This window comes from Dyadobacter soli (assembly GCF_900101885.1).
Classification (GTDB): Bacteria; Bacteroidota; Bacteroidia; order Cytophagales; family Spirosomataceae; genus Dyadobacter; species Dyadobacter soli.
In genome coordinates this window covers 197858-213774 of record NZ_FNAN01000016.1, presented here as the reverse complement: position 1 = coordinate 213774, position 15917 = coordinate 197858, and the positions used below count along the sequence as shown (strand labels likewise).

The 15917-nt window shown below is 53.2% G+C and carries 8 protein-coding genes; 2 read left to right on the top strand and 6 right to left on the bottom strand.

The window, feature by feature from the left end; genetic code table 11:
* Positions 1-14: 14 nt before the first annotated feature.
* A complete protein-coding gene (locus BLQ88_RS25320) occupies positions 15-833 on the top strand; it encodes a tyrosine-protein phosphatase (RefSeq protein WP_090155704.1) in 819 nt (272 codons plus the stop codon).
* Positions 834-946: 113 nt separating this feature from the next.
* On the opposite strand, the gene BLQ88_RS25315 is transcribed toward BLQ88_RS25320, so the two are convergent.
* Positions 947-2158, bottom strand: a complete 1212-nt coding sequence (locus BLQ88_RS25315) for an MFS transporter (protein WP_090155703.1) — start codon at positions 2156-2158, stop codon at positions 947-949.
* Positions 2159-2185: 27 nt separating this feature from the next.
* Positions 2186-2845: a FadR/GntR family transcriptional regulator gene (locus BLQ88_RS25310; protein ID WP_218132952.1), complete on the bottom strand. Its 660-nt coding sequence runs from the start codon at positions 2843-2845 to the stop codon at positions 2186-2188.
* A gap of 216 nt (positions 2846-3061) precedes the next feature.
* Between BLQ88_RS25310 and BLQ88_RS25305 the strand changes: the two genes are divergently transcribed.
* Positions 3062-4453, top strand: coding sequence for an alkaline phosphatase (locus BLQ88_RS25305; RefSeq protein WP_090155701.1), 1392 nt, complete (start codon positions 3062-3064; stop codon positions 4451-4453).
* Positions 4454-4604: 151 nt separating this feature from the next.
* Here the strand turns inward: BLQ88_RS25305 and BLQ88_RS25300 are convergent, their stop codons facing one another.
* The 4 genes from BLQ88_RS25300 to BLQ88_RS25285 form a co-directional block, all read right to left on the bottom strand.
* A complete protein-coding gene (locus BLQ88_RS25300; RefSeq protein WP_090155699.1) occupies positions 4605-6539 on the bottom strand; it encodes an alpha/beta hydrolase-fold protein in 1935 nt (644 codons plus the stop codon).
* A 28-nt stretch (positions 6540-6567) separates the two neighbouring features.
* Entirely contained in the window at positions 6568-10647 is a 4080-nt protein-coding gene (locus BLQ88_RS25295) for a hybrid sensor histidine kinase/response regulator transcription factor (protein WP_229212856.1), read from the bottom strand.
* 215 nt (positions 10648-10862) lie between these two features.
* Positions 10863-12680 (bottom strand): RagB/SusD family nutrient uptake outer membrane protein, encoded by a 1818-nt coding sequence (locus tag BLQ88_RS25290; protein WP_090155697.1) that lies wholly within the window; start codon positions 12678-12680, stop codon positions 10863-10865.
* Between the two features lie 14 nt (positions 12681-12694).
* Complete coding sequence (locus BLQ88_RS25285; protein WP_229212855.1) at positions 12695-15886, bottom strand: SusC/RagA family TonB-linked outer membrane protein; 3192 nt, start codon at positions 15884-15886, stop codon at positions 12695-12697.
* Positions 15887-15917: the final 31 nt, after the last annotated feature.

Here is a 15917-nt window from a genome sequence, read left to right as displayed (position 1 = left end):
CAATACACCATCCAATGAAAAAGCTCATTCTCATTTTCGCACTCCTGTCACCCGTAGTCTCATTCGGCCAGCTGGCCGACAGCACCCAACGCCTCGTGCATGTACGCGGCGCGGTGAACTTCCGGGACGTAGGAGGATACAAAACAACCGACGGCCGTCAGGTCAAATGGAACCGCGTCTTCCGAAGCGCGTCCATTCAGGGACTTACACCATCGGATCTGGACACGCTTCGTGCAAGGCATATTTACACCGTTATCGACTTCCGCGGCAAGCAGGAATCCGCGCAGGCCCCCGATAAATTACTGCCCGATACCGATTACCTGCTCAGCCCCGCCGGCAGCGACGACGGCATGATGTCGAAGGAGCAAATGAGCAAGGCATTCAAAGGCGAGGGTTTCCTGGAAGAATTTTACGGAAAAGGCGGCATCAAGTACTTCGGTGAGCGCTACCGACCACTTTTCCAGAAGTTACTGGTCATGAACGATACCACTTCGATGCTCTACCATTGCACCGGCGGCCGCGACCGCACCGGCATGGCCACCGCGCTTTTCCTGTACACGCTCGGCGTGCCGCGCCAAACCATCAACGCGGATTTCACTGCTTCGAACATCTATTTGCGCCCGATGATGGGCCGGATGATGAAGCCCATGGCCGAACAAAGCGGCATGACCGTAGCGCAGCTGAACAAGAAAATGGAACTTCGCCCCGAACTGCTGGACATTTTTTTCAATGCCATCAAAAACCAATACGGCAGTGTGGAAGCATTCATGCAAAAGGAGCTGGGCATCGGCGCGGCTGAGACCAGAATGCTGAGGGAGAAGTACACGATCTGAGCTGCATAACAGCGAAAGCCAGCTGCCGAAGCGGGTGCTCCGGTGGCTGGCTTTCGCTTATGTAAAATACAGCCCCGGGGCCGCAACAGCGGGGCATCGTAATCTACACATTATCAAGCATTTTTGAGTTTAGGTAAAAGACCGGTGATAATGCCGATCAGCGGCAAGAATGCGCAAAGCTGGAACACATGCTCGATACTGGTCTCGTCGGCGAGGTTACCCAGCAATGCCGAGCCGAGCCCGCCCATTCCGAATGATAGTCCGAAGAACAATCCGCCGATCAACCCGACTTTTCCCGGCACCAGTTCCTGGGCGTAAACCACAATGGCGGAAAAGGCCGAGGAAATGATCAGTCCGATGCAAACGGAGAGAATGGTGGTCCAGAACAGGTTCGCATAAGGCAGCATCATCGTGAACGGCGCGGCGCCCAATATCGAAGCCCATATCACATACTTGCGCCCGAAGCGGTCGCCTATCGGCCCGCCGGCGACAGTTCCTATCGCAACCGCCGATGAGAATATAAATAACTGAATTTGAGACTCCTGAATGGACAAGTGGAATTTGTTCATGAGAAAAAACGTGTAGTAGCTGGTCATACCCGCCAGGTACACATATTTGGAAAAAATCAGTACAAGCAGGATTACCAGCGAAAAAACCACCTTGTTTTGGCTGAGCGAAGAGTGCGCAGCGGATGCCTTTTTAACTGATTTCGGCAAAACACTTCCCCTGTACCATTTCCCTATATTAATGGCCAGTATCCCGCCCAGGATCGCGGCCACAGCAAACCACATAATGCCATGCTGACCAAACGGTGCCACAATCAATGCGGCCAGCAACGGCCCGAGGGCGCTCCCGCTATTTCCCCCGAGCTGGAAAAACGACTGGGCGAAGCCGCGTTTGCCGCCTGACGACAAATGCGCAATGCGCGACGATTCCGGATGAAAGATCGACGATCCGATTCCGATCAGGCTCACGGAGATCAGTACCAATCCAAATGAATTCGCCCAGGCAAGCGACAGTATCCCGACCAGGGAGAAGCCCATACCCACGGCAATAGAGAAAGGTTTAGGATTTTTGTCAGTATAAAGCCCTACAAACGGCTGCAATAGCGAAGCCGTAATCTGATAGCATAGTGTCACCAGGCCGATTTGAGCAAAACTCAGATGAAAATCCACTTTGAGCATCGGGTAAATCGATGCAATGACTGCCTGCATGGTGTCATTCAATAAATGCGCGAAACTGATCGCGAAGAGAATGGGGTAAACCGTCTTCTCAGGTTGCAGAACGGATGTCGCAGGCTGCTGAGTAGCCGAACTAGTCATCATATCATCTGATGTTTAAATATAAAAAATTTAGTGTTTCAAAATTTCCCTGGCATACCGCAAGGCCAGCTCTTCATTCCCTTCTTTAATACTCAGGAACAGCGACTGATGTAGATCATTCGTTTGGATAAATGACGTAGTATCCGGGTGTATCTGCAAAAACCAGCTTTTCAACCGCGATGAAAATGCATCATACATATCGGTCAAAATTTCATTGCCGGATGCCCTGGCGATACTTACGTGGAAGTTGATGTCTGCCTGGATGCATTCTTCGATCCTACCCTGCTGGGAAGCCTGTATACGTTCATTCAGAAAGCCTTCGATGTCGTCGAGGTGCCGCTGGGTGCGGTTGCGTGCCGCATTCTGGGCGATTTTCACTTCCAGAAGCTGCCTCACCTCATCGATATCCTTCGCCGCAGCCCGGTTCAGACGCTGGTGTAAAGTTTCGCTGTCTTCTACAAACTCATTGATGAACGTCCCCAAACCCTGCTGCACGCGCAACAATCCGGAGTTCGCCAGCATTCTCACGGCCTCGCGAATGGACGAGCGCCCTACCCCGTATTGCTTCATCAATTCGGGTTCGGTCGGCAATCGCTGGCCGGCCACGTAATGCCCCGACCGGATGTAGGCCTTGATCTCGTTCGCTACCTCATCGGCCAGCGATTTTTTATGTATCGGTGTATTCATCATATCATCTGATGACAAAGATCAAGCGTTTTTTTGAGAAAAACAACATGATATAAAAAGTCCAGGCTTCTTAGCCGGATTCGAAGCGCATTAGCCTGAAATCGCTGGCACATTCGTCGGGGCGTGTGGTTGAACCGACACAACTTAATATTCGGGTAATACGGCCGGATGTAGCTTTGCGGACAGTCAAAGAAACTGTTCACTCCATTGAACCTCCATATGAAAAGAAGGGATTTTTTTACCGGCGCCGCAGCCAGTCTGGCGCTGGGGCCGATGGCCGCTTTCGGGAAAGAAAACGGCAGCCATCAACCGCTCAAAAATAAGTTTGCCGCCAAAAACATCATTTTTATGGTGAGCGACGGCATGAGTACCGGCACATTGAACATGGCCGATATACTCCTCCAAAGAAAAGAAGGACGCGAGAGCGCGTGGATTAAGTTGTATACCGAAAAAACCGGTCGCCGCGCATTCATGGAAACGTCGTCGGCCAATGCGCTCGTGACCGATTCGGCGGCGGGGAGCTCGGCCTGGGGCGGTGGCAGGAAGGTACCGAACGGAAACCTGAACGTGAATGCCGACGGAACTTTCAACAAACCCATTTTACAGAAATTCAAGGAGGCCGGCAAATCGGTAGGCTGCGTAACGTCCGTGACGATCACCCACGCGACACCGGCCGGTTTTTGCATTAATAACAAATCCCGCGGCGACGAATCGGAAATCGCGGACCAGTACCTCGACCTGAAATTCGACGTGATGATGGGTGGCGGTGCCGAGTTTTTCCAGGCAGATAAGCGGAAGGATAAAAAGGATCTTTTCGGAGATTACGAGAAGGCAGGTTACAAACTTGCTCGAAACCGCGACGACCTGATGGCATTGGCAGGCTTGCAAAAACCCATTATGGGTGTGTTTTGCGAAGGCGCGCTCCCCTATTCGCTGGATACATTCGAAGACGCGGAACTTCGGAAAGCCGTGCCGTCGCTCCCGGAAATGACGCGCAAGACGCTCGAACTGCTCTCCAAAAACCCGAAAGGCTTTGCGGTGCAGATCGAAGGCGGTAAAGTGGACTGGGCGGCGCATTCCAACGATGCAGGCGGACTGCTCTACGACCAGATCGCATTCGACGAGTCCATCAAAATCGCGCTCGACTTCGCCGCCAAAGACAAGGAAACGCTCGTGATCATCACCACCGACCACGGCAACTCAAACCCCGGACTTTTCGGAAGCAACAAGCAGTTCGACCTGTTCCAAAAATACAAGCATACCAACAACTGGATCATGGGCGACCTGAAAGAAATGCCGACGGCCTCCCAGCTGATCGAGCGGATCGAGTTCGCGCAGGGTTATGCGATCAAAACAGCGGAAGCCGAAAAGCTGATCGGGTTGCTGGGTACTAAAAACGAAAAGGGCCTCTATGTTGCCAACAAGCCGCTTTTCCGCGAGTTTGGAGCGATCCAGTCGCGCTACACCGGCCTCGGCTGGGCCAGCATGGACCACTCCGCCGACTACGTGGAGCTCGCCATGTTCGGCCCGGGCAGCGAGAATCTGAACCCGTTCGTAAAGAATACGGAGCTGCACAATTTCATGCTGGGTGTGACGGGGGTTACGAGCTGATCCACCAAAAACGAAATTGACCGAAGCCATCCCCCGGTCAAATTTAACTACCACATCTAACGGGACCCCGGTACATGACCGGGGTTCCAGGTTACTTTTTCCGCAAATCAGGCTCGGGGCAATGCCGACCGTCATTGCATCTTTTCGAATCCTATTTGAACAGCAACTGGGCGAAGCCGAACAAGTCGTGGCGCCAAACCGGCCAGGTATGCCCGCCGGGATACTCGCTGTACTGGTATTTAATGCCGAGCTCGTCGTATTTGGACAGCATAATCTTGCAGTTCTTGAATGCGATGTCCTCCGGCCCGCCCATCGAAATCCAGAAATTTTTCAGGTTGCCATTGATACTGGCCGCATTGGTTTTGGCAAACTCGTAATGCGCACCCGACAATGCATTGTTATTCGCGAACCAACCCGAACTGAACACGCCGAGAGAAGAGAACATGTCGGTGTTTTTCACGCCCGCGTATAGCGTCTGTATCCCGCCCATGGACAGGCCCGCGAGCGCCCGGTTGGCCGCATTTGCCTGCACGCGGTAGGTACTTTCCACAAACGGGACGGCACCCTGCTTCAACTCGCTTTCGAAGAGTTTCAAAAAGCCGTCGCCCGCTGTTGCCAGGCTTCCCGGCCCGAGCGGCGCGCCCAGGTTCCCGTCCATCATCACGATCAGCATCGGTTTCGCTTTACCGTCCGCGATCAGGTTGTCGAGGATCAGACTGGTTTTGCCCTGCGTCGCCCAGCCCCGCTGATCTTCCCCGCCTCCGTGAAGAAGGTATAGCACCGGATATTTTTCCGTGGAGGTATCGTAGCCGGGCGGGGTATAAATGTACATTTCCCGCCAGGTGTTGCTGGCTTTCGACAGATAGCGCTGAATGCGGATATTGCCATGCGGCACTTCCCGCATCGCGTAGTAGCCGCCTTTCCGGAAGGGTATTTCAATGCCGCTGGCCATCCGGCCCATGCCGTAAAAAGTCTCGCTAGCAGGGTCGGCCAGTGCTACGCCGTCGATGAGCAGCGAATAATAATGGAAACCCTCCCCGATCGAATCCGTGGTAACCGACCAGAAACCGGCGGTGTCTTTGAGCATATCGTATTTTTTGCCCAGATCGACCTGCACCTTCTGCGCACCGGGCGCTTTGGTACGGAACACCACCCGGTTGTCGGGCAGGATCTGCGGATATTTTGCATTGCGGATGTTGGTCGAAGCCGGTGTGCCCAGAATGGTGTATTTCGACAATGATTTCACATCCACTGGTTTAAACAAAAACTGAGAGAACATGTACAGACCGTTTTTCCAAACCTTGAAATCATGTACGCCAGGCTCGATGTAATACACATGCGGCACCTCGTGCTCGAGAAGATAATCGTGCGTGCGCTTGCTGAATGTGATGAGGCGGTCGTCGTCGCCGCAGGAGATAAAAAGCAGTTTCAGTTTTTGTCTGGCATCCTCGGGATTGGGCATCAGCTCCTGCGGTAGCCGCGTGTTCGGTGCTGACGAAAACCCGCCTACCCAGGCAAACCGGTCGAGGTTGCCCAGCCCGAAGTTGAGCGACTGCCCACCACCCATCGAAAGGCCCGCGATCGCGCGATGCTCCCGATCGGTCAGGACAGGGTATTTCTTTTCGACGAACGGGATGAGGTCGGTCAGCAGGTCCTGCTCGAATGTCGCGAATGCGGCCACTTTGTCGGGCGCCATGATATTGCCCGTCGCGCGGTCGTCCTTCATTGCCCGGCCGTTGGGCATTACCACGATCATCGGCTCGATCTTCTTTTCGGCATACAGGTTATCGAGGATCAGCTGCGGGTTACCGCCTTTCAGCCACTCCTTTTCATCCCCGCCGATGCCGTGCAGCAGGTAAAGGACCGGGTATTTCTTCTTTTTGGAAAAGCCCGGCGGCGTGTAGACCAGCGCTTTTCGCGTGGTACCAACGGTTTTCGAGGCATACTGAACACTGTCGATTCTGCCGGCCGCTACCCCCTCGCGAACCGTGTCGAAGCCGGGCGGCATCCGGGGTTCGGTGCTTTGCGCAAAGGCCATAGCGGGCAGGGTTAGTGCGCTCATTACAAATAAGATAAGTCTTCTCATCGGTTTGTTTTTTATCCTGATCAAATGTTTATGCTTTTTCCATATAATTCTCCGCGAACGCTGTGGGCGATACGCCGTGTAATTCCTTGAATGCGACCGAAAAGCTGTTCACATTCGCGAATCCCACCGCGAATGCCACCTCGGACACCGTCAATCCTTTTTTGGTCATCAGTTCGGCCGCCTGTTTAAGCCGGATGTTGCGTATCAGGTCCCTGGTAGTGAGGTTGGTCAGCTCTTTCAGTTTCCGGTGCAAATGCACGCGGCTGATGCCGATTTCATTGGAGATCATTTCCACGCTCAGATCCGGGTTAGCCAGGTTTTTATCAATCAGGAGGTGCACTTTTTCCAGCAGTTTTTCTTCGGACGCCTTGATATTGATTCTTGAAATAAATTCCTCCTGGTAATGCTGCTCGTTGTCGTTGTTGCGGAGTATCTGCCTGTTTTTGATCAGCGCCCTGATCGTCTTCGTTAAAATCTGCACGTTGAAAGGCTTGGTAATGTAGGCATCGGCGCCCATTTCCAATCCTTCGGCATTGGTCGATTCGGCTGTTTTGGCGGTAAGCAATACCACCGGGATGTGGTTTACCAGCGGGTTGGCTTTTACCTTTTTACAAAGCATCATACCGTCCATGACCGGCATCATCACATCGCTGACGATCAGATCGGGCATTACTTTTAAGATAGCCTTGTACGCTTCCTCGCCATTGGCATACGAGAAAACTGTAAACTCGCCCGACATTTCATCGGCAAGGTACTGGCAGATTTCGCTGTCGTCGTCCACTACCACCAACCGTTTGGCTTTCTTCCGCGATTTGTTTTTGAGAACGCCCTCCTCCGATAGCTCTTCCGCCGCGGAATCTGCCGGCGAAAACTTGTCAACAGGATCGACAGCGGCTGCATCCACCTCCGCAACGGGCATGTTGATCACAAACCGGCAACCGATCGTCGCCATATTCTCGGCGCGAATGGTACCGCCGTGCAGTTCCACCAGCTGCCGCACGAGATGCAGGCCTATGCCCGTACCATGCCTGTTGTGGTCGCGGTGGCTGTCGGACTGGTAAAAGCAATCGAAAATGCGTTCCGTTTCGTGCTGATCGATCAATGGCCCGGAATCCTCGATGGCGATACGCAATCCCCGCCGCACATTCGCGTCCACGGCATCCCCGACGGACAGCGCGACGCGGATGCGGCCGCCTTTGGGTGTGAATTTGAATGCATTGGACAGTACATTGATCAAAACCTTATCAAAGTTAAGCGGATCGATCTTCGCGAATATCTTCTCAGACGGCGCATCGACTACGAATTCGATTTTCTTGCTTTCGATCTGCTCCTCGAACAGCAGGCATATTTCCTTCGTAAAATCCACCATTTCCCTATTCGAGAATTGGAGGGACATCTGGCCTTTTTCAATCTTCCGGATGTCCATCAGCTGGTTCACCAAGTCAAGTATACGTTTCGTATTACGCCCCATAATGTCGTACAAATGCATCCGTTCCGGATTGTAATCCTGGCCCTGCAATTTTTGAAGCGGGCTCACCACCAATGTCAGCGGCGTGCGGATTTCATGGGCGATATTGATAAAAAATTGCAGCTTGGCTTCGTTCACTTCCTCGCGTCGCAGGTGCGCAAGCATTTTTTGTCGCACCAGCCGCTTGTTTTTGAGTGTTTTAAAAACAAAAACCGCTACCAGAAGCCCGAGCAACGCGTACACTGCCCACGCCCATGCCGAAAAATACCAGGCAGGATGGATAATGATATTCACCCGCGTTTCGTCGGAATCGGTTTTGCTCGACTTCGCTTTCAGCCGGAATGTGTACTTGCCCGGCGCGAGGTTATCGAACGTCAACCGGTTGGTACCTGCCCGCAAGGCTGTCCAGGCGTTGTCATTGATGGCGTACATATAGGAAACCCGCTCCGCATCGATGAAATCCATCGTGGAGAATTCCAGGCTGAACGAGTTGTCGTGGTGCGGCAGGTTGAATTCATCGGCGCTGCTCACGGTCGTGTCCACGATCATATACCCGCCTGACTTCATGCCTTTTTTCACGGCTTTGTCATGAATGTACAAATCCACGATGCGCACGGCAGGACGCCTGGTGGACATTTTGATTTCCTCCGGCTTGAAATGCGTCAGCCCGTTGATTCCCCCGAAATAAAATTCACCGTTTTGCGTAACGAGCGACGCTCCCTGGCTGAACTCGTTGCCCTGTAACCCGTCGGCCGAGTAAAAGTTGACGAAGGTCTGGCTTTCCACGTCCATTTTCGACAAGCCGCGGTTGGTGCTCAGCCAGAGATTGCCGGCCTTGTCGCCCCTTACCGCGCCGATGAGGTTGCTGGGCAGGCCATCACCGGTATCGAAAGTGGTGATCGCTTTGGTAGCGCGGGCGATCTTTTTCAGTCCTTGCGACGTTCCCGCCCACAGGTTGCCTTTGTCGTCGTCAAACAAGGAGTAAATCACGACGCCCTTCAACAGGCTGTTAGCACCGAAAGTCGACACAAAGCTTTTTGTATCCAGGTCCAGGCATGCCAGTCCATTGAAAGTGCCGATAAACAGCTTGTTATCCCGTGCGACGAGCAGGCAATTGACCCAGCTGTTGGGCAGAAAATTCTCGTGCGGGAGGCTGATCCTGCCCGGTAATGCATCCAGATTCTCGACCGCGCCCGTGCGCAGGTCCATTGAAAATATCCCCGAACCCATCGTAGCGATCCACAGCCGTTTTTTCGAATCTTCCTTCATATCGAAAACCCGCTGTACGTTGTCGCCGTTCTGATCCGACAGCTTGTCCGAATGCATGAACTTCCCGGTGTTGCGGTCCAGTTTCGAAAGGCCGGTCAGGTAAGAGCCTGTCCAGAGGTTGCCTTCGGAATCTTCGAAAACAGTCATTACGTTCTCGGGTGCCGAGGGGTTACGCTCGCTTTTGCGGTAGTGCGTACCTGCTTTGCCGCCGTTTGGCAATGCATACAAGCCATCATTATCCGTCCCGACCCATATCGTGTGTTTTTTATCTTCAAATAGCGCCTTCACAGCGCTGGACCCGATCAGGTTCTTACTCGCCGACTTGTAGCCCATGTAGCCGAAACGGTTGGTATTGACGCCCAGCAGCAGCAAACCTTTCTGGTAAATGCCCAGCCAGGTATTACCCGAATTATCTTCGCAAGCCGAGAATACCTTCGATTTGGTGAAATCAAACGTGTCCACATTGTGGTTCATATCGAGAATTTTGCCCGAGCCAGAATCATAATACTTCAAGCCATTGCCCCGTGTCCCGATGAGGATCTGCCCATTGTCGTTCACCATCAGGTCGGCTATCGGGAGGGTCCCGTTGTACGGAACGGGCTGGAACGTGTCGGCCACGGTATTGTACTGGTATAACCCGCTCACCATGTTACCTGCAAAGACGCGGCCGTATTTGTCCTCACATAGACTGGTAATGATGTTGTTCTGGATTTTCTTGGAAACAAAATAGGATTTCACCGATGTCAGCGATCGGTCCGCGAATCGCAGTAAGCCGCGATCTTCGGTGGACACCCAGAGGTTGCGGTCGTTGTCTTCGAACAATTGGATGATGAGGTTACTCGGCACCTGCAGCGGTATGGGCCTGGCAAGCGGCTGGCCGTTCTCGCGCGCCACTTTGAATATGCCGTGCCCGGAGGTTCCCACCAGCATGTCGCCATTCTTTCGCTGGCAGATCGCCAGTACCCGTACATTGGCCATTTTGGATTGCCCGTTCATCAGCGGAATGGTGCGAAACGAATCCGTGGCCGGGTCATAGTATTGCAATCCGTGGAGCGAACCCGTGAACATCCTTCCGGCCTGATCTTCAAACAGTACCTGGATAAAATTGCTGGAAACGCCGTCGGTAGTAGCCTTATCCTGCCGGTATACTGTGAATTTGATCCCGTCGAAACGGTTCAATCCGTCTTCGGTAGCCACCCAGATAAACCCGCTGCGATCCTGATGAACGGCCGTGACCATGCTGCTCGACAGGCCGTTTTCGACACTGAACAGCTTGGCCGATTGCCCGAATGCATCGGACAGCAAACAGACGCAGGCTACCAGCGTTCGGATCAGCATTTTGAAATGCATTGCTGCCCGCGTGTGTGTCATTTTCGCTTTATAGTGATTTCCCCCGATATACCGTTCGCCTGCGGCCATGTTACATGCTGTTGTTACTGATAACTGCTTTTCGCCTGGATTTACAACAGAAAACAAATATATGTGGGCATAATACTATAATAACCGGCACAATGTTACATAAGTCATAGCGCATGTTACCAATCGGGAGCCTGCCCGCGGACGAGCAGGCTCCCGATGCATATTGATCAGTATCCGGGGTTTTGTTTGATACCCGGATTCTGGTCGAGCACATTTTGCGGAATCGGGCTCATGTACTGCTTGGGCTCGAATTTCACCTTGTACTTTTTCTCCTCTTCAATGGTGTAGACCCAAACGCCCGAATTGTTGGCCGGCACCGAATTGCGGATCACCATGTTGTGCCGCGGCTTGTTCATGACAGTCGCCGCGGTAGCGAGACGCTTGTTATCCAGGAAGCGCTTGTCTTCGAAGCAAAGCTCGACTCTCCGTTCCCGCGCAATGGCTGCGCGCATGGCATCCTTGGACAGGCCCGCCGCAAGCGCAGGCAGTTCCGAGCGTGCCCGCAGCTTATTGATCGCGTCGTAAACGGATGCGTCCGGGCCTGATGCTTCGTTCTGTGCTTCGGCAAAGTTGAGCAGTATCTCGGCATAGCGGAAGAAAATATAGTTCTGGCCGCTCGCATCGGCGCCCGGCGCTGCGTCGGGGTTGAGGCGTTTTTTCTGGTAGTAACCCGAATCGCCAACGTCCGTTTTTCCGACGAGGTCAATCTGGTTGGTACGGTCGGGATTGGGATAGGTGGCGTCGATGCGGGTGTAAATCGTGTCGGCGCGTGGCATCCAGTCTTGCTTGTAAATGGCTCCGTCGTGTACGATGGCGTCATAGAAGCGCTTTTCGCGGTTTGCGTAGGGTTTTTGCGGATTGTAGCCCGAGGTCGGGTCGGTGATAACCTTTCCATTCGCCATCGCAAACTCGTCCACCAGCTCCTGGGTCGGGTTGTAATTACCCCACGAGCGGTATTCCCCGAGTACGTAAGTCGGCCCGCCCCGCTGCTCGTAGCTCGACCCCATTCCGCCTACATTAGCCACCACCTGGCGGTCCCAGATCACCTCCGGATTGTATTCGTTGCTTGCCCGGAAGATGTTTTTAAGGTCGCCGAACAGGTTATAGCGCTGTCCATTACCATACTTGTCAATAAATTGTTTGTTGGTCGCCGCCGCTTTGGCCCACCGCGAAGCATCGACGTTTCCGAAATGCACGAATTTTCCGGCGTCAGGCAGATAAGGCGTCGCAGTATTGAACAGCGGGCTGGCACCGAACAGCTCGATCCATCCTTTCACAGCCAATGCGGCACCGAGTGTAGCCCGGCCGGCATCTTTGTCGGACAAATTGTACTTCACGGCCAAATGCTCGCCTTTCACCACCTGATCCAGCTCATTGACGATGAAGTCGAACGTTTCCTGGAATGTCTTTCTCGGTTGCAGCAGTTCTTCGGGACTCATGGTATTGCGGTCCAAAGGCACGGTAATGACCGGCAGGCCGCCGACCTGTACAAAAAACTCGCTGTAAAAGAATGCGCGGAGAAACTTCGCTTCGTCAATGCGTTTGTTAAAATACGCTTCCGAGAAGTTGGCTTTGTTTTCCGTCAGTTTCTGGATGAATGTGTTGCATTTCCGGATTTTGACGAAAAAGTTTTGCCAGGTATAGCCGTACGTCGGGCCCTGCGTGCCTCCCCAGGGGTTATCGGTACTGCTCGACGGGATCTGGGTCACGCCCTGGCGCCAGTTCGAAGCCGTGTAGTAGTGGCTGATGTTGTAATCGTCGCTGAAATAGTCCAGCGTTTCGGTCTGGTTCAGCTTATTGGGCAATTCGCTGTACACGTCGTTCAGGAACACGTCGGCATTCGTTTCCGATTCCCATTGGGTTTTGTCGGTGAGGTTGGCCTTGTTGGCATTTTCGAGAAATTCGTCCGTATCGCAGGATACCGGCAGCACCAGCATGAGCAGGCCCGCACCCAGTATTTTGAAATAATTAATAGCAGCTTTCATAATATCGGTTATCGTTAAAATGTCAGATCAATTCCAAATGTGCTCGCCTTCATCACCGGGTATGCGGTTTCGCGGTCCGTATAGCCCATTTCAGGGTCGATGTGTTTGATCTTGCTGATCGTGAACAGGTTTTGCGTCAGGAAATACACCCTCGCCGAACTCATTTTCAGCTTGCCGGCAATGCTTTTGGGAAGGGTATAGCCGATGCTGGCCGTTTTCAAACGCACGTAGCTTGAATTGACCCACCAGAAATCCGAATCCTTGGTATTGTTCGCGTAAGGTGCTGGCGTAGATCTCGGGTATTTCGCATTCTGGTGATCGGGCGTCCAGCGGTTGTCGAAATATTCGTAAGCCGTGTTGCTGCCGTTATTTTCAAATGGTACGGTCATGAATTGTCTGACATTGATGCTGGATTTTCCAGATCCCTGGAAGAACAGGCTCACATCGAAGCCTTTCCAGTTCACGCTCGGCGTGAGGCCGAATGTCAATGCAGGGTAAACCGGGTTGCCGATCACGGTCAGGTCGAAGTTGTCGATCAGGCCGTCGGGTTTGCCGTCGGGGCCGCTCAAATCCGCGTACTTGATGTCGCCGGGATGCAGATCCCCGAATTGGGTTACATTGTAGCCGTCGGCCGCGCCTACGATGCCGTCGCCGTTGGTGTCCTCGGCAGAGGTAAATAAACCCAGCGATTTAAATCCGAATGGCGTGCCGAACTGGCGCCCTACCAGCGTGCGGTTAGGGTTTTTGGCCTCCGCGTCGGTCTGGAACACTTCCTGCATTTTGTTGATGGAATAGCTCAGATTCGCATTCAAAGAGAAATCGAGGTCTTTCGAGAACCGTTTGCGCGTTCCGAGGTTTAGCTCAATGCCATTGGCGCTCATCCTTCCCTTGTTTTCCTGCGAGAGCGAGAGGCCGTATTCCACCGGCAATGTCACCTGCGGCGCGAGCAGCATTCCGGTCCGTTTTTCGTGGAAATAATCGAATTCAACGGTCAGTAATGAATTCCACAAGCTCAGGTCAAAACCGATATCTGTTTTGGTAGAAATCTCCCAGGTAATTCTGGAATTGGCCTCCCGCGGCACCCGCGAGCCCTGCACAAGCGACCCGTTACCGAAACCGTAGGCGGCACCCCTGAGGTCGTAACCCGACTGGTACTGAAACGGGCCACCCGCCAGCATTCCCGCCTTACCCCACGATCCGCGCACTTTCAATTCATCGATGAAGCGGAAGTTTTTCATGAAATTCTCTTCCGAAATCCGCCAGGCAGCCGAGAATGCCGGGAAATAACCCCAGCGGCTTCCCGGGGCAAAGTAGTAATGGCCGTCGTAACGTCCCGCGGCTTCTATAATATACCGGTCTTTGTAAGTATACCCTATTCTGTATACGTAGCCTAATTCCGATCCGGTAGACGACACGCCTGCATTGTCATAATCCAGCTTGTCGGAGCTACCGAAGCTGAGCTCATCGATACCGATCGCGAAATTGTTGCGGCGGGTTGCCATCGAGTCGGCCTTGGTTTTCCGGGCTTCCATTACCACCAATCCGGTGATCGCATGTGCGCCGAATGTGCGGTTATAGTTCAGGTAAGCCTGGTAGGTAAAGTTGGTCCGTTTCTGATTTTGTAACCCCAACCAGCGGAAAGGGCGGCCATTGCCTTCTTGGAGCGAGATCGCTTCCGTATACGTGTAAGGCTTCTGGGACAGGTCTATTTTGTGATAAATGAATGGCACGTGCCAGAGCTTCACATTTTGCTGCCAGGGATCGTAACTGAATACCCCTTTCACACTCAGCCCTTTCGCAATCTGCTGCTCCACGAATATCGTTCCGAGGAGCGTATTGCCGTTGGTCCTCCTGTATCCTTCCGAACGCAATACCCCGATGGGCGTACTGGCGGAAGACTCGCCCCATTTGTCGCCCTCTGGATAAATGAGGCTTTGGGTAGGTAAAAACTTGTAAAAACTGCGGAACAAATGGCCGGAAGTGGTTTCGTCGGCATCTACGTCCCTGGTGTTTTCGACACTTCCGAAAATCGACATGCCGACTTTTGTCGTTTTGGTAGCCGCCATTTCAACGCTGAGATTGTAATTGTAGCGCCGATAACCCACCGGATCGAAAATCCCTTTCTGGTCAAAATAGCTCACACCGGCATGATAGGTCACATTTTCCGTTCCGCCACTCAGTTCCAGGCCATGGTTTTGAACCGGCACATTCTTGTTAAACACATCCACAAAGCTGGAATTAGGGTATTTCCAGGGATCTTCGGCATGGAGCTGGTCGTAATTCTTCACCATTTCGGGGTCATTCGGAAGGCTCGTGCCACCGGGTGTCTGGTTCAGGTAAGCTTCATTTTGCAAAGTCATGTAATCCTTCGCCGATAGCATTTTAGGCAGGTAGGTCGGGTTCTGGAACCCGTACGAAGAGCTGATCCGAACCTGCGGCTTGCCGCTTTTACCCCTTTTGGTTGTGATCATGATTACCCCGTTGGCCCCGCCGATGCCGTAAGGCGCAACCGCCGCCGCGTCTTTCAATATGGTAATGGTTTCGATGCTGGCCGGGTCCACCTGCCGGATATTGTCCCTCCTGACACCATCGACCACCACCAGCGGCCGGTTGTTGCCCGTGGTGACGATCCCGCGGATGTGGATATCCGGGTCGTCCTTACCCGGCTGCCCGCCATTGGGCCGCATACTTACCCCTGCCACACGGCCCGCGAGCGACTGGGAAATGTTCGGCACCGGTACTTCTGCAATGGCGTCGCCCTTAATGCTGGCGATCGACCCGGTTACCGTCGCTTTCTTCTGCGTACCATAGCCTACCACCACGATCTCTTCCAGCGCTTTCGTGTCCTGGGCAAGCACGAGGTCCAGCTTACTGGCTGTTCCCACCTGCATTTCCTTGGCCAGATACCCCACGAATGAAAACACCAGCACATCCTTATCATCGACGGATTCGAGGGTGTAAAGCCCATTGACGTCGGTGGACGTGCCGCGCGTAGTCCCTTTAACAGTAACGTTTACACCCGGCAGCCCCTGGCCGGCTTCGTCCGTAACTTTGCCGCTCAATTTCCTATCGATCGATAGCCCCCTGGCGTTTTTGCCAATCGCTACACGCGCGGAAATGTCCGCCGCAAACAGGTCGGACTGCGCGCCCAGGCCTGTTAATTGTAGAAATGACAATTGTAAAAAAAGCCGTAGTTTTCTTTTCATAATGAAAATGAATAAAAGGTTTGTAGAAGGA